At 59.7% G+C, this 19087-nt stretch carries 20 protein-coding genes and 2 pseudogenes; 14 read left to right on the plus strand and 8 right to left on the minus strand.

Annotated elements, in window-relative coordinates; translation table 11 throughout:
• Together PMI29_RS31950 and PMI29_RS19265 are read right to left on the minus strand one after the other, a co-directional pair.
• Positions 1-140 (minus strand): annotated as a pseudogene (locus PMI29_RS31950) (MFS transporter); the annotation flags it as partial.
• Between the two features lie 192 nt (positions 141-332).
• Positions 333-1826: an aldehyde dehydrogenase gene (locus PMI29_RS19265; protein WP_007996504.1), complete on the minus strand. Its 1494-nt coding sequence runs from the start codon at positions 1824-1826 to the stop codon at positions 333-335.
• A 234-nt stretch (positions 1827-2060) separates the two neighbouring features.
• Between PMI29_RS19265 and PMI29_RS19260 the strand changes: the two genes are divergently transcribed.
• Together PMI29_RS19260 and PMI29_RS19255 are read left to right on the plus strand one after the other, a co-directional pair.
• Positions 2061-2423, plus strand: a complete 363-nt coding sequence (locus PMI29_RS19260) for a cupin domain-containing protein (protein ID WP_007996507.1) — start codon at positions 2061-2063, stop codon at positions 2421-2423.
• Positions 2424-2591: 168 nt separating this feature from the next.
• Positions 2592-2810 carry a hypothetical protein gene (locus tag PMI29_RS19255; RefSeq protein ID WP_007996509.1) on the plus strand — a complete coding sequence of 73 codons (219 nt, stop codon included), beginning with the start codon at positions 2592-2594 and terminating at the stop codon, positions 2808-2810.
• 95 nt (positions 2811-2905) lie between these two features.
• Here PMI29_RS19255 and rpmG read toward each other — a convergent pair whose 3' ends face one another.
• Positions 2906-3061 carry a 50S ribosomal protein L33 gene (gene rpmG / locus PMI29_RS19250; RefSeq protein WP_003177274.1) on the minus strand — a complete coding sequence of 52 codons (156 nt, stop codon included), beginning with the start codon at positions 3059-3061 and terminating at the stop codon, positions 2906-2908.
• An 11-nt stretch (positions 3062-3072) separates the two neighbouring features.
• Positions 3073-3306 carry a 50S ribosomal protein L28 gene (rpmB, locus tag PMI29_RS19245; RefSeq protein WP_007975166.1) on the minus strand — a complete coding sequence of 78 codons (234 nt, stop codon included), beginning with the start codon at positions 3304-3306 and terminating at the stop codon, positions 3073-3075.
• Positions 3307-3751: 445 nt separating this feature from the next.
• Between rpmB and PMI29_RS19240 the strand changes: the two genes are divergently transcribed.
• Positions 3752-5338 (plus strand): ABC transporter substrate-binding protein, encoded by a 1587-nt coding sequence (locus PMI29_RS19240; protein ID WP_007996511.1) that lies wholly within the window; start codon positions 3752-3754, stop codon positions 5336-5338.
• A 131-nt stretch (positions 5339-5469) separates the two neighbouring features.
• On the opposite strand, the gene radC is transcribed toward PMI29_RS19240, so the two are convergent.
• Positions 5470-6144: a RadC family protein gene (gene radC, locus PMI29_RS19235; protein ID WP_007996513.1), complete on the minus strand. Its 675-nt coding sequence runs from the start codon at positions 6142-6144 to the stop codon at positions 5470-5472.
• A gap of 135 nt (positions 6145-6279) precedes the next feature.
• Between radC and coaBC the strand changes: the two genes are divergently transcribed.
• From coaBC to argB, 4 genes and pseudogenes are all read left to right on the plus strand, one after another.
• A complete protein-coding gene (gene coaBC, locus PMI29_RS19230; RefSeq protein ID WP_007996515.1) occupies positions 6280-7488 on the plus strand; it encodes a bifunctional phosphopantothenoylcysteine decarboxylase/phosphopantothenate--cysteine ligase CoaBC in 1209 nt (402 codons plus the stop codon).
• Positions 7489-7493: 5 nt separating this feature from the next.
• The gene (gene dut / locus PMI29_RS19225; RefSeq protein ID WP_007975171.1) at positions 7494-7949 is read left to right on the plus strand and encodes a dUTP diphosphatase; all 456 of its coding nucleotides are present in this window, start codon (positions 7494-7496) and stop codon (positions 7947-7949) included.
• Between the two features lie 230 nt (positions 7950-8179).
• Positions 8180-9583 (plus strand): annotated as a pseudogene (locus PMI29_RS19220) (phosphomannomutase/phosphoglucomutase); the annotation flags it as partial.
• A gap of 17 nt (positions 9584-9600) precedes the next feature.
• A complete protein-coding gene (argB, locus tag PMI29_RS19215) occupies positions 9601-10506 on the plus strand; it encodes an acetylglutamate kinase (protein ID WP_007996521.1) in 906 nt (301 codons plus the stop codon).
• A gap of 107 nt (positions 10507-10613) precedes the next feature.
• Here argB and pyrE read toward each other — a convergent pair whose 3' ends face one another.
• On the minus strand, positions 10614-11258 hold the full coding sequence (pyrE, locus tag PMI29_RS19210; protein ID WP_007954442.1) for an orotate phosphoribosyltransferase: 645 nt from the start codon (positions 11256-11258) through the stop codon (positions 10614-10616).
• Between the two features lie 82 nt (positions 11259-11340).
• Here pyrE and PMI29_RS19205 point away from each other — a divergent pair, with 82 nt between their 5' ends.
• Positions 11341-12120 carry an exodeoxyribonuclease III gene (locus PMI29_RS19205; protein ID WP_003176915.1) on the plus strand — a complete coding sequence of 260 codons (780 nt, stop codon included), beginning with the start codon at positions 11341-11343 and terminating at the stop codon, positions 12118-12120.
• Between the two features lie 170 nt (positions 12121-12290).
• Here PMI29_RS19205 and PMI29_RS19200 read toward each other — a convergent pair whose 3' ends face one another.
• Positions 12291-12659 (minus strand): DUF4870 domain-containing protein, encoded by a 369-nt coding sequence (locus PMI29_RS19200; protein WP_007996522.1) that lies wholly within the window; start codon positions 12657-12659, stop codon positions 12291-12293.
• A gap of 28 nt (positions 12660-12687) precedes the next feature.
• The gene (gene rph / locus PMI29_RS19195; RefSeq protein ID WP_007989575.1) at positions 12688-13410 is read right to left on the minus strand and encodes a ribonuclease PH; all 723 of its coding nucleotides are present in this window, start codon (positions 13408-13410) and stop codon (positions 12688-12690) included.
• Positions 13411-13678: 268 nt separating this feature from the next.
• On the opposite strand from rph, the gene PMI29_RS19190 reads away from it, so the two are divergent.
• The 6 genes from PMI29_RS19190 (at position 13679) to PMI29_RS19165 (ending at position 18995) form a co-directional block, all read left to right on the plus strand.
• On the plus strand, positions 13679-14542 hold the full coding sequence (locus tag PMI29_RS19190; RefSeq protein ID WP_007996525.1) for a YicC/YloC family endoribonuclease: 864 nt from the start codon (positions 13679-13681) through the stop codon (positions 14540-14542).
• 12 nt (positions 14543-14554) lie between these two features.
• Complete coding sequence (gmk, locus tag PMI29_RS19185) at positions 14555-15175, plus strand: guanylate kinase (RefSeq protein WP_007996527.1); 621 nt, start codon at positions 14555-14557, stop codon at positions 15173-15175.
• A 167-nt stretch (positions 15176-15342) separates the two neighbouring features.
• Complete coding sequence (gene rpoZ / locus PMI29_RS19180) at positions 15343-15606, plus strand: DNA-directed RNA polymerase subunit omega (protein ID WP_007921129.1); 264 nt, start codon at positions 15343-15345, stop codon at positions 15604-15606.
• 57 nt (positions 15607-15663) lie between these two features.
• A complete protein-coding gene (gene spoT / locus PMI29_RS19175; protein WP_007989580.1) occupies positions 15664-17769 on the plus strand; it encodes a bifunctional GTP diphosphokinase/guanosine-3',5'-bis pyrophosphate 3'-pyrophosphohydrolase in 2106 nt (701 codons plus the stop codon).
• Between the two features lie 37 nt (positions 17770-17806).
• Positions 17807-18187 carry a RidA family protein gene (locus PMI29_RS19170; RefSeq protein ID WP_003229509.1) on the plus strand — a complete coding sequence of 127 codons (381 nt, stop codon included), beginning with the start codon at positions 17807-17809 and terminating at the stop codon, positions 18185-18187.
• Between the two features lie 67 nt (positions 18188-18254).
• Positions 18255-18995 (plus strand): hypothetical protein, encoded by a 741-nt coding sequence (locus PMI29_RS19165; protein WP_007996528.1) that lies wholly within the window; start codon positions 18255-18257, stop codon positions 18993-18995.
• Positions 18996-19087 lie beyond the last annotated feature (92 nt).

The following is a 19087-nucleotide window of genomic DNA, read 5'->3' on the forward strand; positions in this document are numbered from 1 at the left end:
ATCGCTGCCATCACACCAATGGCAAACGAGCCGTAACCCCAGCTTTCCAGGCGAAACGACACCAGCGGCATGCTGACCCCCAGGGCCAGGCCGACACTCAAGACAGATGCCAAAACGGCGAAATAAGTCGCCCAACGCATGTTCCACGCTCCTGTGGATTGTTATTTCTTTCAGGCCATACAAAACAAATGTGGGAGCGGGCTTGCTCGCGAAGAGGCCATCACATCCAACATCAATGTTGGCTGATACACCGCCTTCGCGAGCAAGCCCGCTCCCACAAGGGATCTGCGTCGTTCGGGAGACCTGCTACTCGGCAGGCCTCCCTCACGAGCTTACAACTTGATCCAGGTCGCCTTCAGCTCGGTGTATTTGTCGAACGCGTGCAGTGACTTGTCGCGACCGTTGCCGGACTGCTTGAAGCCACCGAACGGAGCGGTCATGTCGCCGCCATCGTACTGGTTGACCCACACACTACCGGCACGCAGTGCGCGGGCGGTGAGGTGAGCCTTGGAGATGTCGGCAGTCCACACCGCCGCGGCCAGGCCGTAAGGCGTGTCGTTGGCGATCGCGATGGCTTCTTCGGCGCTGTCGAATGCGATGACCGACAGTACCGGGCCAAAGATTTCTTCCTGGGCGATTTTCATCGCGTTGCTCACACCGTCGAAAATCGTCGGCTCAACGTAAGTGCCACCCGTTTCCTGGAGCGTACGCTTGCCACCGGCCACCAGCTTGGCGCCATCGGCATGACCCGACTCGATGTAGGACAGCACGGTGTTCATCTGCTGGGTATCGACCAGCGCACCAACGTTGGTCGCCGGGTCCAGTGGATTGCCCGGCTTCCAGGTTTTCAGTGCCTCGATCACCAGCGGCAGGAATTTGTCCTTGATCGAACGCTCCACCAGCAGGCGCGAACCGGCGGTGCAGACTTCGCCCTGGTTGAAGGCGATGGCACCGGCAGCCGCTTCGGCAGCGTCTTGCAGGTTTGGCGCATCGGCGAACACGATGTTCGGGCTCTTGCCGCCAGCTTCAAGCCATACACGCTTCATGTTCGACTCGCCGGAGTAGATCAACAGCTGCTTGGCGATCTTGGTCGAACCGGTGAACACCAGAGTATCGACATCATTGTGCAGGGCCAGGGCCTTGCCAACGGTGTGACCATAGCCTGGCAGCACGTTGAGCACGCCTTTCGGAATGCCGGCTTCGACGGCCAGTTCAGCGATGCGAATCGCCGTCAGCGGCGATTTTTCCGACGGCTTTAGGATCACCGAGTTACCGGTGGACAGCGCCGGGCCCAGTTTCCAGCACGCCATCATCAGCGGGAAGTTCCACGGCACGATGGCGCCAACAACACCCACCGGCTCACGGGTCACTAGTCCCAGCTGATCGTGCGGGGTGGCGGCTACTTCGTCGTAGATCTTGTCGATGGCTTCGCCGCTCCAGCTCAGGGCTTGCGCCGCGCCGGGAACGTCGATGTACAGGGAGTCGCTGATCGGCTTGCCCATGTCCAGGGTTTCAAGCAGGGCCAGCTCTTCGGCGTGCTGTTTCAGCAGGCCGGCGAAACGAATCATGGTGGATTTGCGCTTGGTCGGCGCCAGGCGCGACCAGACACCGGAATTGAACGTGGCGCGGGCGTTTTCCACAGCGCGCTGGGCATCGGCGGCGTCACAGCTGGCAATCTTGCCCAGCAGACGGCCATCGACAGGGCTGATGCACTCGAAGGTCTCGCCGGAAACGGCGTCGGTGTATTCGCCATTGATATAGGCGCGGCCTTCGATTTTCAGATCGCGGGCACGTTGTTCCCAGTCGGCACGGGTCAGGGTGGTCATGCGAGTGTCCTCCTCTTATTGATACGACACCCGCGTTCTTCGCGGGCGCTGTCAGGAATTCTGCCCGGCCAGCCTGCTTTTCGGCCCAAGGCATCTGCCACCCTAAACCAGCCGCCCATGAAGTTTCAATATATTTGACATAACGCCGGCAAACGGCCTTGCGATGTTCATTTTAATAAACATAGACTTTGGCGATACCAACCACTCGCACCGCAATGACGGGGGAATACAACAATGAGCATCCAGAATATCGTCGACTTCAGCCAGGCCACCACCGAGCCCGAACGCTACCGCCCTGACCCAACCAAAGTGCTCAAGGGCGACCCCGAGCAAGTGGTATACAACCATTACAACAGCCCTTGCGGCCAGTTGAACGCCGGTGTGTGGGAAGGGGCTGTCGGCCAGTGGACGGTGAACTTCACCGAACACGAATACTGCGAAATCGTGCAGGGCGTCTCCGTACTGCGTGACCTCGATGGCAATGCCAAGACCCTACGCGTAGGCGATCGCTTCGTGATCCCCGCCGGCTTTCGCGGAACATGGGAAGTGCTGGAGCCATGCCGCAAGATCTACGTGGCGTTTGAACAGAAGGCTTGAACCCACATCGAAACAGTCGCTGACATTCTGCCGCTGGCCCGGGACAGCGACACCGGGTAAGACTTGCTGACAGGCGCCACGCATTTCATCGTCGGGACGGTAACGCACAGGACGTGCTGCCACCCGGCGACGCAGGCGCCCCAACCAACAGTCATGCAAGGAGGCAACATGCCAGTCTTACCCGATCAATGCGATCTTGCCATCGCCCAGTACACCATCGGCCAGAAATGTACCCCGGAACTGCTTGAAGAAGTTCGCGCCCTGGCCAATGGCGCACCAGTGCGAGCCACTGGACCGAAGTACCCTTCGAGCCACGACCTGCGCCCGAAACGCATCAACCTGCATACCAATGCCGACAGAATCATCGTCAGCATCAACTGCGGCTGACCAGGTTCGGCGCTGACGAAACAACCTGATTCCCGCGCAACAAAAAAGGCCCGTATCTCGCGATACGGGCCTTTTTCGTAAGAGGGAAAAATCAATTACTTGATTTTGCCTTCTTTGTAGATCACGTGCTTGCGAACAACCGGATCATATTTCTTGATCTCGATTTTGTCCGGGGTAGTACGCTTGTTCTTGTCGGTAGTGTAGAAGTGACCAGTACCGGCGCTCGAAATCAAACGAATCAATTCACGCATGATTAGCTCCCTTAAACCTTGCCATCGCGGCGAAGTTCGGCCAGCACGACAGTGATGCCACGCTTGTCGATGATACGCATGCCTTTGGCAGATACGCGCAGACGCACAAAACGTTTCTCTTCTTCAACCCAGAAGCGGTGATGCTGCAGGTTCGGCAGGAAACGACGACGGGTTTTGTTGTTTGCGTGGGAAATGTTATTCCCGGTTACCGGACCCTTACCGGTAACTTGACATACTCTAGACATGCCTCAGCCCTCTAAAACCACATGCCCAACCCGGCATGGGTTGGCCGCTTAATCTCTCAGTCATTTGGCGCCAGGCGCCGCGTTTCTTTAGAGGTCTTACCGGCTACACCTACAGTGAAGGAACCGGGCCCCTAGAAAAGAGCGCTGCTTTATACCAGAAAGACTGGAGAGCAACAACATTCAGTGTGCGTAGAATTCACAAAAACCCCGCTTTCCGGGCTCCGAGCGCCTTGGACAAAGGCTATCGTCAATGGCGACCGCTCGTCGCAGAGAATCGCTGATCGAGCCAACCAGGGGTTTTGCTCAACCGCTGCACAGCAAAACTGGCGCTTATAGTCCCCCCAAAATGAAAAAGGGGATAGTCATTTACAAAAGAGCCCACTAGGGTAAGCCTTTTCCAGACTGCACTTGCAGATGGGCCTTCGATCTGTAAAGGAAGCCGACCATGCGCCTTGCTGCCCTACCGCTGTTGCTCGCCCCGCTTCTGCTGAGCCCACAGGCCTTTGCCGCCGCCCTGAGCGTCTGCACCGAGGCCAGCCCTGAAGGGTTCGACGTGGTGCAGTACAACTCGCTGACCACCACCAACGCCTCGGCCGATGTGTTGATGAATCGCCTGGTGGACTTCGACACGGCCAGCGGCAAAGTGGTCGCCAGCCTCGCTGACAGCTGGGAAGTCAGCCCCGACGGCCTGAACTATGTCTTCAAGCTGCACCCGCAGGTGAAATTCCATCGCACCGAGTACTTCACCCCAACGCGTGACCTGAGCGCCGAAGACGTGATTTTCAGCTTCGACCGCATGCTCGACCCGGCCAATCCGTGGCACAAAGTCGCCCAGAGCGGCTTCCCCCATGCACAATCGATGCAGTTGCCTGCACTGATCAAGAAGATCGATGCACTGGACCCGCAAACCGTGCGCTTCACCCTCGACCACCCGGATTCGACCTTCCTGGCAACGCTGAGCATGGGCTTTGCCTCGATCTATTCGGCCGAATACGCCGACAAACTGATGAAGGCCGGCACACCTGAGAAACTCAACAGCCAGCCAATCGGCACGGGGCCGTTCGTGCTCACCCGCTTCCAGAAGGACGCCTCGATTCGCTACAAAGCCAACCCTGAATACTTCCGTGGTAAACCCGCTATAGATCCGCTGATCTTCGCCATCACGCCGGATGCCAACGTACGTTTGCAGAAGTTGCGCCGCAATGAATGCCAGATTGCCTTGTCACCCAAGCCCCTGGACGTACAGGAAGCGCTGAAAGAGCCGACCCTGAAAGTCGAAAAGACTGACGCGTTCATGACCGCATTCGTTGGCATCAACAGCCAGCATCCGCCGCTGGACAAGCCAGAAGTGCGTCAGGCCATCAACCTCGCCTTCGACAAAGCCAACTATGTCAAAGCCGTGTTCGAAGACACCGCCGAGGCGGCCAATGGTCCGTATCCGCCCAATACCTGGAGCTACGCGAAAAACCTGCCGGGTTACCCTCACGACATCGAGAAGGCCAAAGCCTTGATGGCCAAGGCCGGGCTCAAGGAAGGCTTCCAGACCACCATCTGGACCCGCCCTTCCGGCAGCCTGCTTAACCCCAACCCAAGTCTCGGCGCTCAACTGCTTCAGTCCGACCTCGCGGAAATCGGCATTCAGGCTGAAATTCGCGTGATCGAATGGGGCGAGCTGATCCGCCGCGCCAAGGCCGGTGAACACGACTTGCTGTTCATGGGCTGGGCCGGTGACAACGGCGACCCGGACAACTTCCTCACGCCGCAGTTTTCCTGCGCGGCGGTCAAGTCGGGCACCAACTTCGCCCGCTATTGCAATCAGGACCTGGACAAGCTGATCAGCGCGGGCAAGACCACCGGCGAACAAGGTGTGCGCAGCAAGCTCTACGAACAGGCCCAGGCGCAGATCCAGCAACAGGCGCTGTGGTTGCCCCTGGCCCACCCGACGGCCTTCGCGCTGACGCGCAAGGATGTCGAGGGGTACTCGGTCAGCCCGTTCGGCCGGCAGGATTATTCCAAGGTGAACTTCAAGTAGTCTGCCTCAACACAAAACCCTGTAGGAGCGAGCTGGCTCGCGATAGTCGTGAACGATAACGCGGGAAGCCAGACACCCCGCAGCGTTCTCGGGTTTATCGCGAGCAAGCTCGCTCCTACAGGGGCCGCGCACTACATCCACCCATACTCAGCCATCGACAACGGATCGCCATCGCCAATGATGAAATGGTCAAGCACCCGCACGTCAATCAACTCCAGCGCTTTTTGCAGGCGCTTGGTCAGCACCCGGTCGGACTGACTGGGGTCGGAGTTGCCCGAAGGGTGGTTGTGGCAGAGGATCAATGCCGCTGCGTTGTTGGCCAAGGCGCGCTTGACCACCTCTCGCGGATGAACGCTGGTGTTGTCGATGGAGCCGCGGAACAGCGTCTCAAACGCCAATACCTGATGTCTGGAATCGAGAAACAGGCAACCAAACACCTCGTGTGGCTCGTGGCGCAGCATCGATTTCAGGTACTCGCGAACCGCCTGCGGATTCTCCAGTGCCGATTTTTGGCGCGCACGCTCGGCCAGATGACGCCTGCTCATTTCTTGCGCAGCCTGCAACTGTGCAAATTTCGCCGGCCCAAGCCCCAACTGCTTGCTGAACGTCTCCTGATCGGCCTCAAGCAGCAAACGCAGGCTGCCAAACTGATTCAACAGGTGTCGCGCCAGGTCCACTGCACTTTTACCCACCACGCCTGTCCGTAAAAAGATCGCCAGCAATTCGGCGTCCGAAAGGCTCCCCGAACCCTGTTCAAGCAACCTCTCCCGCGGCCGTTCCGCCGCTGGCCAATCACGAATACTCATAGCACCTCCCTGTCTGTGGGCACCGCTGTTCCGTAGCGGTCGCTGTGATATCGTAGCCCATCTTTTTTGCGGGCGAATTCACCCTGGGGAGGGGGTTTCGCCACGTATGTCACCAACGAATTGAAAGGCAGGCCTATGCAGCGGCTGTATCGGAAACGCATTGTTCTGGGCGTCGGCGGCGGTATCGCTGCCTACAAGAGCGCCGACCTGGTTCGCCGCCTGATCGATCAGGGCGCCGAAGTGCGCGTGGTCATGACCCGTGGCGGAGCAGAGTTCATCACCCCGCTGACCATGCAGGCCCTGTCCGGTCACCCGGTTCACCTGGACCTGCTGGACCCGGCGGCCGAAGCAGCCATGGGCCACATCGAGCTGGCCAAATGGGCCGATCTGGTGCTGATCGCCCCCGGCACAGCGGACCTCATTGCCCGACTGGCCCAAGGCATCGCCAATGATCTGCTGACCACCCTGGTGCTGGCCACCGACGCCGTAGTCGCCGTTGCCCCGGCCATGAACCAGGCCATGTGGCGCGACCCGGCGACGCAAGCCAACCTGCAGACCCTTGAAAGCCGTGACATCAAGGTCTTCGGCCCTGCGTCCGGCAGCCAGGCCTGCGGCGACGTGGGCCTGGGGCGCATGCTCGAAGCCCTTGATCTGGCGCAATGCGCGGCAGACTGCTTCCAGCGTCAGGCACTGACCGGCAAACACGTGCTGATTACCGCCGGCCCGACCCAGGAAAACATCGACCCGGTGCGCTACATCACCAACCACAGCTCCGGGAAAATGGGCTTTGCTCTGGCCGAAGCCGCCGTGGAAGCCGGTGCCCGCGTGACCCTGATCACCGGTCCCGTGCATTTGCCGACGCCGGATCGCGTCACCCGCATCGATGTGGTCAGCGCCCGCGACATGCTCGCCGCGTGCGAAGCGGCGATTCCTTGCGACCTGTTCATCGCTTCGGCAGCAGTCGCGGACTACCGCCCGGAAGTCGTCGCCCCACAGAAACTCAAGAAAGATCCTACGAACGGCGACGGCTTGTTGCTACAGATGGTACGCAACCCGGACATCCTGGCCACCATCGCCACCCGCCCCGACCGTCCGTTCAGTGTCGGTTTCGCCGCCGAGACCGAACACCTGCTCGATTACGCTGCACGCAAGTTGAAAGACAAGAACCTCGATTTGATCGTCGCCAACGACGTTGCCAACCCGAGCATTGGCTTCAACAGCGAAGAAAACGCCTGCAGCGTCATCGACCGTGAGCTTCACGCCACACTTTTCGCCCAGACCAGCAAGAGCAAGATTGCTCGCCAGCTGATCACTTTTATCGCCGAACGTCTGAACCAGGTTTAATTTACATGCACGCTTTGCAAGCCAAGATCCTCGACCCCCGCATCGGTACCGAATTCCCGCTGCCGCAATACGCCACACCAGGCTCCGCCGGCCTCGACCTGCGCGCCATGCTGGAACAGGACACCGTGATCAAGCCGGGTGAAACCGTGCTGATCCCTACCGGCCTGTCGGTCTATATCGGTGACCCGAACCTGGCGGCGCTGATTCTGCCGCGCTCGGGGATGGGCCATAAGCACGGCATCGTGCTGGGCAATCTGGTCGGGCTGATCGACTCCGATTACCAGGGTCCATTGATGGTCTCCTGCTGGAACCGCGGACAGACCGAATTCACCATGCCGGTCGGCGAGCGTCTGGCGCAACTGGTGCTGGTACCGGTGGTACAGGCTCACTTCGAGATGGTTGAAGAGTTTGTTGAAACCGAGCGCGGCACTGGCGGTTTCGGCCATACCGGTACCCGTTAATTCGATAGAGATCCATTGTGGCGAGGGAGCTCGCCACAAAATTCAAATTGTCATTTGCAAGGTTTAGCTCCGAAAATCAAGGCATTGCCCGGCCAAACCCTTGCTGTCGGGGGTGTCATGGCCCTTTCACACCACGAACTCTCTGTGAAAAACGCCGTCATACCCTTCAGTTTGAGCCTGCCGCCGAATGACTCGGCGGCCTGTCCAGCCACTTTCGAGATGGAGCATTTCCACAGATGAGCACCCCGGCCAAAATCGCACCCAAGTTCCCCGACAGCATCTTCCGCGCCTACGACATTCGCGGCACTGTCCCGGAATTCCTGAACGCTGAAACCGCTTACTGGATCGGCCGCGCCGTCGGCTCCCAAAGCCTGGCCCAGGGCGAACCAAACGTGTCCGTCGGTCGCGATGGCCGCTTGTCCGGCCCGGAACTGGTCGCGCAACTGATCAAAGGCATCGCCGACAGCGGCTGCCACGTCAGCGATGTCGGCCTGGTCCCGACTCCGGCGCTCTACTACGCCGCCAACGTGCTCGCCGGCAAATCCGGCGTGATGCTCACCGGCAGCCACAACCCGTCGAACTACAACGGCTTCAAGATCGTCATTGCCGGCGACACCCTGGCCAACGAACAGATCCAGGCCCTGCACGACCGCCTCAAGACCAACAACCTGAGCAGCGGCCAGGGCAGCATCACCCAGGTCGAGGTCCTCGACCGCTACACCACCGAAATCGTCCAGGACATCAAGCTGGCCCGTCGCCTGAAAGTGGTCGTCGACTGCGGCAACGGCGCGGCCGGCGTGATTGCTCCGCAATTGATCGAAGCGCTGAACTGCGAAGTCATCCCGCTGTTCTGCGAAGTCGACGGCAACTTCCCGAACCACCATCCGGACCCGGGCAAGCCTGAAAACCTCGTCGACCTGATTGCCAAGGTCAAGGAAACCAACGCCGACATCGGCCTGGCCTTCGACGGCGACGGCGACCGCGTCGGCGTGGTGACCAACACCGGCAGCATCGTTTACCCGGACCGCCTGCTGATGTTGTTCGCCCGCGACGTTGTCGCGCGCAACCCGGGCGCCGAGATCATCTTCGACGTCAAATGCACTCGCCGCCTGATCCCGCTGATCAAGGAATACGGCGGCCGCTCGTTAATGTGGAAGACCGGTCACTCGTTGATCAAAAAGAAAATGAAACAATCCGGCGCCTTGCTGGCCGGCGAAATGAGCGGGCATATCTTCTTCAAGGAGCGCTGGTTCGGTTTTGACGACGGCATCTACAGCGCCGCGCGGTTGCTGGAAATCCTCAGCAAGGAAAAATCCTCGGCCGAAGAGCTGTTCGCGACCTTCCCGAACGATATTTCTACGCCGGAAATCAATATACATGTGACCGAAGAGAGCAAATTCAGCATCATTGATGCACTGCACGATGCACAGTGGGGCGCAGGCGCCGACCTGACCACCATTGACGGCGTGCGAGTCGACTATGCCAAAGGCTGGGGCCTGGTACGCGCATCCAACACCACACCGGTGCTGGTGCTGCGTTTCGAGGCCGATGACGAGGCTGAACTGCAACGCATCAAGGATGTGTTCCGCATCCAGCTCAAGCGCGTTGCACCTGATCTCCAACTACCGTTCTGATTCACCCGGAGCCCTGAATGACCCTCGAACGCGAAGCCGCCGCCAACACCGCCAAGGTCCTGTCCGAAGCGTTGCCTTATATCCGCCGATACGTCGGCAAGACCCTGGTGATCAAATACGGCGGCAACGCGATGGAAAGCGAGGAGCTGAAAACCGGCTTCGCCCGCGACATCGTGCTGATGAAGGCCGTGGGCATCAACCCGGTGGTGGTTCACGGCGGCGGCCCGCAAATCGGTGACCTGCTCAAGCGCCTGTCGATCGAGAGTCACTTTGTCGACGGCATGCGCGTCACCGACGCTGCGACCATGGACGTGGTGGAAATGGTCCTCGGCGGCCAGGTCAACAAGGACATCGTCAACCTGATCAACCGTCATGGCGGCAGCGCCATCGGCCTGACCGGCAAAGACGCCGAGCTGATTCGTGCGAAGAAGCTCACCGTCACCCGCCAGACCCCGGAAATGACCACCCCGGAAATCATCGACATCGGCCATGTGGGCGAAGTGGTCGGGATCAACACCGACCTGCTGAACCTACTGGTCAAGGGCGACTTCATTCCGGTGATCGCACCAATCGGCGTCGGCGCCAACGGTGAGTCGTACAACATCAACGCTGACCTGGTGGCCGGTAAAGTCGCCGAAGCGCTGAAAGCCGAGAAACTGATGCTGCTGACCAACATCGCCGGCCTGATGGACAAGTCGGGCAAGGTCCTGACCGGCCTGAGCACTGCACAGGTCGACGAACTGATCGCCGATGGCACCATCTACGGCGGCATGCTGCCGAAGATCCGTTGCGCACTGGAAGCGGTCCAGGGCGGTGTGGGCAGCTCGCTGATCATCGACGGTCGCGTGCCGAACGCGATCCTGCTGGAAATCTTCACCGATACCGGCGTGGGCACCCTGATCAGCAACCGCAAGCGTCACTAAGCGATCGCGCAAACCAAAAGACCCCGCTCAGCCTGGCTGAGCGGGGTCTTTTTTTGCCGCATTCCCTTGTAGGAGCGAGCTTGCTCGCTCCTACAAGGGAATTGCGGTCAAACGCCGAACTGGGCGCGGTACGCTTCGACAGCAGGCAGGTGTTGCTTGAGTTGAGGATCGTCCGCCAGGAATTCCAGTACCTGATTCAGCGAAACAATGCTGATCACCGGAATGCCGAAGTCACGCTCCACTTCCTGGATCGCCGACAGTTCACCGTTGCCGCGTTCCTGACGGTTCAGCGCGATCAGCACGCCGGCCGCTTTGGCGCCGTCCTGGGACGCGATGATCTGCATCACTTCGCGAATGGCGGTGCCGGCAGTGATCACGTCGTCGATGATCAGCACTTCGCCGGTCAGCGGCGCACCAACCAGGCTGCCGCCTTCGCCGTGGGCCTTGGCTTCCTTGCGATTGAAGCACCATGGCAGGTCACGGTTGTGATGTTCAGCCAGCGCCACGGCGGTGGTCGCCGCCAACGGGATGCCTTTGTAGGCCGGGCCAAACAACACGTCGAAGGGAATGCCGCTCTCGGCAATTGCGGCGGCGTAGAAACGACCCAGCTGCGCCAAGGCCGAACCTGAGTTGAACAGGCCAGCATTGAAGAAGTAAGGACTGGTGCGCCCGGACTTCAGGGTGAACTCACCGAAGCGCAAAACGCCGCGATCGATGGCAAAACGAATGAAATCGCGCTGATACGCTTGCATGAAAAAAACCCCAAATACCACGGATTTAGCTAATTAGCTTGACGCCGTGTATCATACACGCACGCGATTTTTGGGGCCATTTATGCGGATCATCAGTGTGAACGTCAATGGTATTCAGGCTGCAGTCGAGCGTGGTTTGCTCAGTTGGCTGCAAGCACAGAATGCCGACGTCATCTGCCTGCAGGACACCCGCGCCTCCGCCTTTGAACTGGACGATCCAGCCTTCCAACTGGATGGATACTTCCTTTATGCCTGCGATGCCGAAGTCCCCGCCCAAGGTGGCGTGGCTTTGTATTCGCGGCTGCAACCGAAGGCTGTCATCAGCGGTCTCGGTTTCGAGACGGCCGACCGCTACGGGCGCTACCTGCAAGCCGATTTCGACAAGGTCAGCATCGCGACCTTGCTGCTCCCTTCGGGGCAGAATGGCGATGAAGACTTGAACCAGAAGTTCAAGCTAATGGACGACTTCGCCCGTTATCTGGATAAACAGCGGCGCAAACGTCGCGAGTACATTTATTGTGGCTCGCTGTACGTGGCGCAACAGAAGCTGGATATCAAGAACTGGCGCGACAGCCAGCAATCTCCGGGCTTCCTGGCACCTGAACGTGCGTGGATGGACGAGATTGTCGGCAACATGGGTTATGTCGACGCCCTGCGTGAAGTCAGCCGTGAAGGCGACCAGTACAGCTGGTGGCCGGATAATGAACAGGCGGAGATGCTCAACCTCGGTTGGCGCTTCGACTATCAACTGCTGACCCCGGGCCTGCGCCGCTTCGTACGTAGCGCACGCCTGCCACGCCAGCCGCGGTTCTCGCAACACGCGCCGCTGATCGTGGACTACGACTGGACGCTGACCATCTAAGCGTCGTTTTGCAGACACAAAAAAGCCGACTTCAGGGTCGGCTTTTTTGTGGGTGACGATTTGCATTTCTGTAGGAGCGAGCTTGCTCGCGATGGTTTGTCAGTGGGCAGCAATGCGCCTGATACAACATCGCGAGCAAGCTCGCTCCTACAGAGGGAGTGCATTGATCGTTACTTGATCAGCCGCCAAGTGAACGGATACCGATAAGGCTGCCCTTCATTGGCCTTCACCCCGGCAATGATCGTCAACACCAGCGCACCGATGGCGATCAGGCCAAACAGGAAGAACCCGATAATCACCACCATCAGCAGGAAACAAATGGCCGAGGCAATGGCGACGCTGATCTGAAAATTCAGCGCTTCCTTGCCCTGGGCATCGATGAACGGGTCCATCTCGCGCTTCATCTGCCAGAGAATCAGCGGGCCGATGATCGTGCCGAACGGAATCCAGATCCCCAGCAAGGCGGACAAGTGGCAAAACATGGCCCACTGACGAACCTCCTGGCTCGGCGTGGGCAGCGGCAGTTGTTCGTCACTCATGGTGTCCTCCTTGTCTGGAGCCGTCCGGTCAGTCGGCCAATGCGGCCTTTTGCAGTTCGAAGATTTCGTTCATGCCTTTCTTCGCAAGTTCCAGCATGGCGTTCAGCTCTTCAGGCTGGAACGGCGCGCCTTCGGCAGTGCCCTGGACTTCGATGAAACCGCCAGCGCTGGTCATCACCACGTTCAGGTCAGTCTCGGCGGCCGAGTCTTCCAGGTAGTCGAGGTCGAGCACAGGCTCACCCTTGTACATGCCCACGGAAACAGCGGCGATCATCTGCTTGACCGGGTCGCCGCCCTTCAGGCCACCACGCTTCTTGATGACTTTCAAGGCATCGATGAGCGCAACCATGGAGCCGGTGATCGAAGCAGTGCGGGTGCCGCCATCGGCCTGGATCACGTCGCAGTCGACGTACAGGGTGACGTCGCCCAGCTTGGACATGTCCAGCGCAGCGCGCAGGGAACGACCGATCAGACGCTGGATTTCCAGGGTGCGGCCGCCTTGCTTGCCACGGCTGGCTTCACGCTGGTTACGTTCGCCGGTAGCTCGCGGCAGCATGCCGTATTCGGCAGTCAACCAACCCTGGCCCTGGCCTTTCAGGAAACGCGGTACGCCCGGTTCAACGCTGACGGTGCAGATGACCTTGGTATCACCGAACTCGACCAGCACAGAACCCTCGGCGTGTTTGGTGTAGTTGCGGGTGATGCGGATCGAGCGGAGCTGATCGGCAGCGCGACCACTTGGACGTATCATAGGGAATACCTGTACTGGGGACGGAAAACTGCGGAGCATTATAGAGCCGCCGACCGCCACTGGGCACATCTAAAAAAATCCGCCGACGACCGAGGGCTCTGTACTGCGTGTCGGCGAAGGCCTGCCGCTCTTTGTCACACCGTGTGTTTGGGCGCATCCGTGCCACTGCGCTACAATCCTGCGCCTTTGCTGCCAGTCGGCTTTAATTCATTGATATCGGATTCCCGGAACCTCGGTTCTGTGCCGATCTGCATTGCGAGGTACCGCCATGGTGCACAGCATGACCGCCTTCGCCCGCGTCGAAAAAGCCGGCGTCCAGGGCACCTTGAGCTGGGAGCTGCGGTCGGTCAACAGCCGCTACCTGGAACCCCACCTGCGCCTGCCGGAGTCCTTTCGCGACCTCGAGGGCGCGGTTCGCGAAGCCCTGCGCCAGGGTGTATCCCGGGGCAAGCTCGAATGCACCTTGCGCTTCACCGAAGAAAACACCGGCAAAGCGCTGCAAATCGATCAGGAGCGCGCCGCGCAACTGGTCGCCGCAGCCGAGACCATTGCCAGCCTGATCAAGAACCCGGCAGCGCTGAACCCGCTGGAAGTCCTGGCCTGGCCCGGCGTACTGGTAGGCGACGCCACCGACCCGCAAGCCTTGAACGCCGAGGCGCTGGCACTGTTCAATCAGGGCCTCAAGGAACTGAAGGCCGGCCGCGAGCGCGAAGGCGCGGAGCTGGCGCGGCTGATTGACGAGCGCCTGACCTCCATCGAAGAAGACGTGGTGACCCTGCGCGAACTGGTTCCGCAAATGCTCGCCACCCAGCGCCAGAAAGTCCTCGACCGCTTTGCCGATATGAAGGCCGAGATGGACCCGCAGCGTCTGGAGCAGGAAATGGTCATGCTCGCGCAAAAAAGCGACGTCGCCGAAGAACTGGATCGCCTGAGCACTCACATCATCGAAGTTCGCCGGGTGCTCAAATCCGGTGGCGCTGCCGGTCGGCGCCTGGACTTCCTGATGCAGGAGCTCAACCGCGAAGCCAACACACTGGGCTCAAAAGCCTTCGACCCGCGCAGCACCCAGGCGGCGGTCAACCTCAAGGTGTTGATCGAGCAGATGCGCGAACAAGTGCAGAATATTGAGTAAGGCTACCCCGACATGACACATAGCACTGGCACCCTGTACATCATTTCCGCCCCTTCGGGCGCGGGCAAGAGCAGCCTGGTCAAGGCCCTGACCGACGCCGATCCGGAGATCCGCGTTTCGGTCTCCCACACCACCCGCGCCATGCGTCCCGGTGAAGTGAATGGCGTGAACTATCACTTCGTCGACCGCAGCGAGTTCGTGAAGATGATCGAGCACGGCGATTTCCTCGAGCGCGCCGAAGTGTTCGGCAATCTCTACGGTACCTCGCAAAGCCACCTGCAGCAGACTCTGGACGAAGGCCACGACCTGATTCTGGAAATCGACTGGCAAGGTGCCGAGCAAGTGCGCAAGCTGATGCCTCAGGCCCGCTCGGTCTTCATTCTGCCGCCGTCATTGCAGGCCCTGCACCAGCGCCTGACCAATCGTGGCCAGGACAGTGACGAGATCATTGACGGCCGCATGCGCGAAGCCGTCAGCGAAATGAGCCACTACGTCGACTACGACTACCTGATCATCAACGACGATTTCGCCCACGCGCTGCACGACCTGAAGGCGATTTTCCGCGCCAATCAGCTGATTCAGAAGCGTCAGCAGCAGCGTCACGGCAAATTGCTGGCTGAATTACTCGGTTAATCAGCTCTTCCCAAAACCGCTGCAAGGGCTTTACATTGGTACTTGCAGCGCGTTGAAGGGCTTGGTTAAAAAATCAGCGCTTCCCTAATCGCTGGTGATTTTTTAAACTGTTGAGTCCGCTCGCCCATCCGGGCAGCGCGCATATTGCATTTGCTACGAGGAAGACCATGGCCCGCGTAACCGTTGAAGACTGCCTAGAACACGTGGATAACCGCTTTGAGCTGGTCATGCTCTCTACCAAGCGTGCCCGTCAACTGGCCACCGGCGGCAAAGAGCCGAAAGTAGCATGGGAAAACGACAAGCCTACCGTCGTCGCCCTGCGCGAAATCGCTGAAGGCCTGATCGACTACGCAGCTATCGCCGAAGCCGAAATCGTTGAAGATGAACCGCTTTTTGCTGCATTCGAGGACGAGTCCAACGAGGCCGTCTAAGCCTATGCCTGGTCGACGTAGCACGGCGCGGGATCACAGCTTACGGCAGGAGACATCATGCCGAGCATAGACGCCCTCGCCGATCGCTTATCGACCTACCTCGGCAAAGACCAGGTCAACCTGGTCCGCCGAGCGTATTTCTACGCCGAACAAGCCCACGACGGCCAACGCCGCCGTAGCGGTGAGGCGTATGTCACGCATCCTCTTGCCGTGGCGAATATTCTTGCCGACATGCACATGGACCATCAGAGCCTGATGGCCGCCATGCTGCATGACGTGATCGAAGACACCGGTATTGCCAAGGAAGCGCTGCAAGCGCAGTTCGGCGAAACCGTGGCCGAACTGGTCGACGGGGTCAGCAAACTGACCCAGATGAATTTCGAAACCAAGGCCGAAGCCCAAGCCGAAAACTTCCAGAAAATGGCCATGGCCATGGCCCGCGACATTCGCGTGATCCTGGTCAAGCTGGCCGACCGCCTGCACAACATGCGCACCCTGGAAGTGCTGTCCGGCGAAAAACGCCGGCGCATCGCCAAGGAAACACTGGAAATCTATGCGCCCATCGCCAACCGGCTGGGCATGCACGCCATCCGCATAGAATTCGAAGACCTCGGCTTCAAGGCCATGCACCCGATGCGTTCCGCGCGGATCTACCAAGCCGTCAAACGCGCCCGGGGCAACCGCAAGGAAATCGTCAACAAGATCGAAGAATCCTTAAGCCACTGCCTGGCCATCGACGGCATCCAGGGCGAGGTCAGCGGGCGCCAGAAACACCTCTACGGCATCTACAAGAAAATGCGCGGCAAGCGTCGGGCCTTCAACGAGATCATGGACGTCTACGCGTTCCGGATCATCGTCGACAAGGTCGATACCTGCTACCGCGTGCTGGGTGCTGTACATAACTTATATAAACCACTGCCGGGACGCTTCAAGGATTACATCGCGATCCCCAAGGCAAACGGCTACCAGTCGCTGCACACCACACTGTTCGGCATGCACGGGGTTCCGATCGAGATCCAGATCCGCACCCGTGAAATGGAAGAGATGGCGAACAACGGCATCGCCGCCCATTGGCTGTACAAATCCAGCGGCGACGAACAGCCAAAAGGCACCCATGCCCGCGCCCGCCAGTGGGTCAAAGGCGTGCTGGAAATGCAGCAACGCGCCGGCAACTCGCTGGAATTCATCGAAAGCGTGAAGATCGACCTGTTCCCGGACGAGGTCTACGTGTTCACGCCCAAAGGCCGGATCATGGAGCTGCCCAAGGGCTCCACGGCGGTCGACTTCGCCTACGCGGTGCACACCGACGTGGGCAACAGCTGCATCGCCTGCCGGATCAACCGCCGTCTCGCACCGCTGTCCGAACCGCTGCAAAGCGGCTCCACGGTCGAGATCGTCAGTGCGCCCGGCGCGCGGCCGAACCCGGCGTGGCTCAACTTCGTGGTCACCGGCAAGGCACGCACGCACATCCGCCACGCGCTGAAACTGCAACGCCGCTCCGAGTCCATCAGCCTCGGCGAACGCCTGCTGAACAAGGTCCTCAATGGCTTCGACAGTTCACTGGAAAAAATTCCGGCCGAGCGCGTCAAGGCCATGCTCGTCGAGTACCGCCTCGAACTGGTCGAAGATCTGCTCGAAGACATCGGCCTGGGCAATCGCATGGCCTATGTGGTGGCTCGCCGACTGCTGGGTGAAGGTGAACAGTTGCCGAGCCCGGAAGGCCCGCTGGCGATTCGCGGTACCGAAGGCCTGGTGCTCAGCTATGCCAAGTGCTGCACGCCGATTCCGGGCGACCCGATTGTCGGCCACCTGTCCGCCGGCAAAGGCATGGTCGTGCACCTGGACAACTGCCGCAACATCAGCGAAATCCGCCACAACCCGGAAAAATGCATCCAGCTCTCGTGGGCCAAGGATGTCACCGGCGAATTCAACGTCGAGCTGCGCGTCGAGCTGGAGCACCAGCGCGGCCTGATCGCCCTGCTGGCCAGCAGCGTCAACGCCGCCGACGGCAATATCGAGAAAATCAGCATGGACGAACGCGATGGTCGCATCAGCGTGGTCCAGTTGGTGGTCAGCGTGCACGACCGCGTGCACCTGGCCCGCGTGATCAAGAAACTGCGCGCCTTGACCGGGGTGATTCGCATCACCCGCATGCGTGCGTAGCTCGCAAACGTAGCCACCTCATTACAAGGAGTCATACATGACCAAGACTGTTATCACCAGCGACAAGGCCCCGGCCGCCATCGGTACTTACTCCCAGGCGATCAAGGCTGGCAACACCGTTTACATGTCAGGTCAGATTCCTCTGGACCCAAAAACCATGGAACTGGTCGAAGGCTTCGAAGCCCAGACCGTCCAGGTGTTCGAGAACCTCAAAGCCGTGGCAGAAGCGGCCGGCGGTTCGTTCAAGGACATCGTCAAGCTGAACATCTTCCTCACCGACCTGAGCCACTTCGCCAAGGTCAACGAGATCATGGGCAAGTACTTCGACCAGCCTTACCCTGCCCGCGCCGCCATCGGCGTAGCGGCCCTGCCAAAGGGTTCGCAGGTTGAAATGGATGCCATCCTGGTCATCGAGTAATGCGTGCGGCGCAGCCTCGGGCTGCGCCGACTGCCCTGCTGTAAAGAAAGCTTGAAAGGATTCCACCATGCGCAACGCGCTTGTTCTCTCGCTGCTCGCCCTGTTCCTGGGCGGATGTGCCAGCAACCCCGCCGACCGAGATATCAGCGGCACCTGGATCAACCAGGTGGCGATCGATGCTGCCGCCAAAGGCGTCCCCCTGCGTGAAGCACTCCAGGCCTATGGCCCGAACCTGGAATGGGACATCAACACCAAGGCCGGTCAGGCCCGCTACACCAATGGTTTTGAAAATGTCGACGGCAAGCTGCTCGGTGAAGAATCCGGCGCCTGGAAAATCGACTTTTATGGCAGCTCGGCCAGCGAGCTGAAGCGTGACGGCAAGCAACTCAGCCAGTCCGCCAGCGACAACGAGCCCGAGCAGGTTTTCGACCGCGCCCTGATTCCGGTGCCGGACGGCGCTCCAATCGGCGCCAGCTTCGAACGTGCGCTGTATTCAGCCTACATGGGCGGCAGCTGGACAATCGTCAGCGGTACCGGCGAAGGCAATACGGTTCAATTCCAGGCCGACGGCCAGGTGACCGGCCTTCCCGGCAGCGACCGCTATGCGTTGTGCCTGGCTGGCGATTGCGCATCCATGAGTGGCGGCAATGACAACATGTGGCTGCAACTCAACGGCCAAGGCAACGCCTGGATCTTTGCGCGCAAAGGCAAGGAGCTGGAGATTTTCCAGACCGTGAATACAGCGCAGGCAGACGAAATGCCTTCGTTCACTCCGGGTGAGCGCAAGTGGTTGCTGGAAAAGCAGTAAGCGTCAGTTGAGAGCACCACAAAACACTGTGGGAGCGAGCTTGCTCGCGATGGCGGTATAACAGTCAACGATAATGTTGGATGTTATGGCCT

The organism is Pseudomonas sp. GM49 (genome assembly GCF_000282355.1).
Taxonomy (GTDB): Bacteria; Pseudomonadota; Gammaproteobacteria; order Pseudomonadales; family Pseudomonadaceae; genus Aquipseudomonas.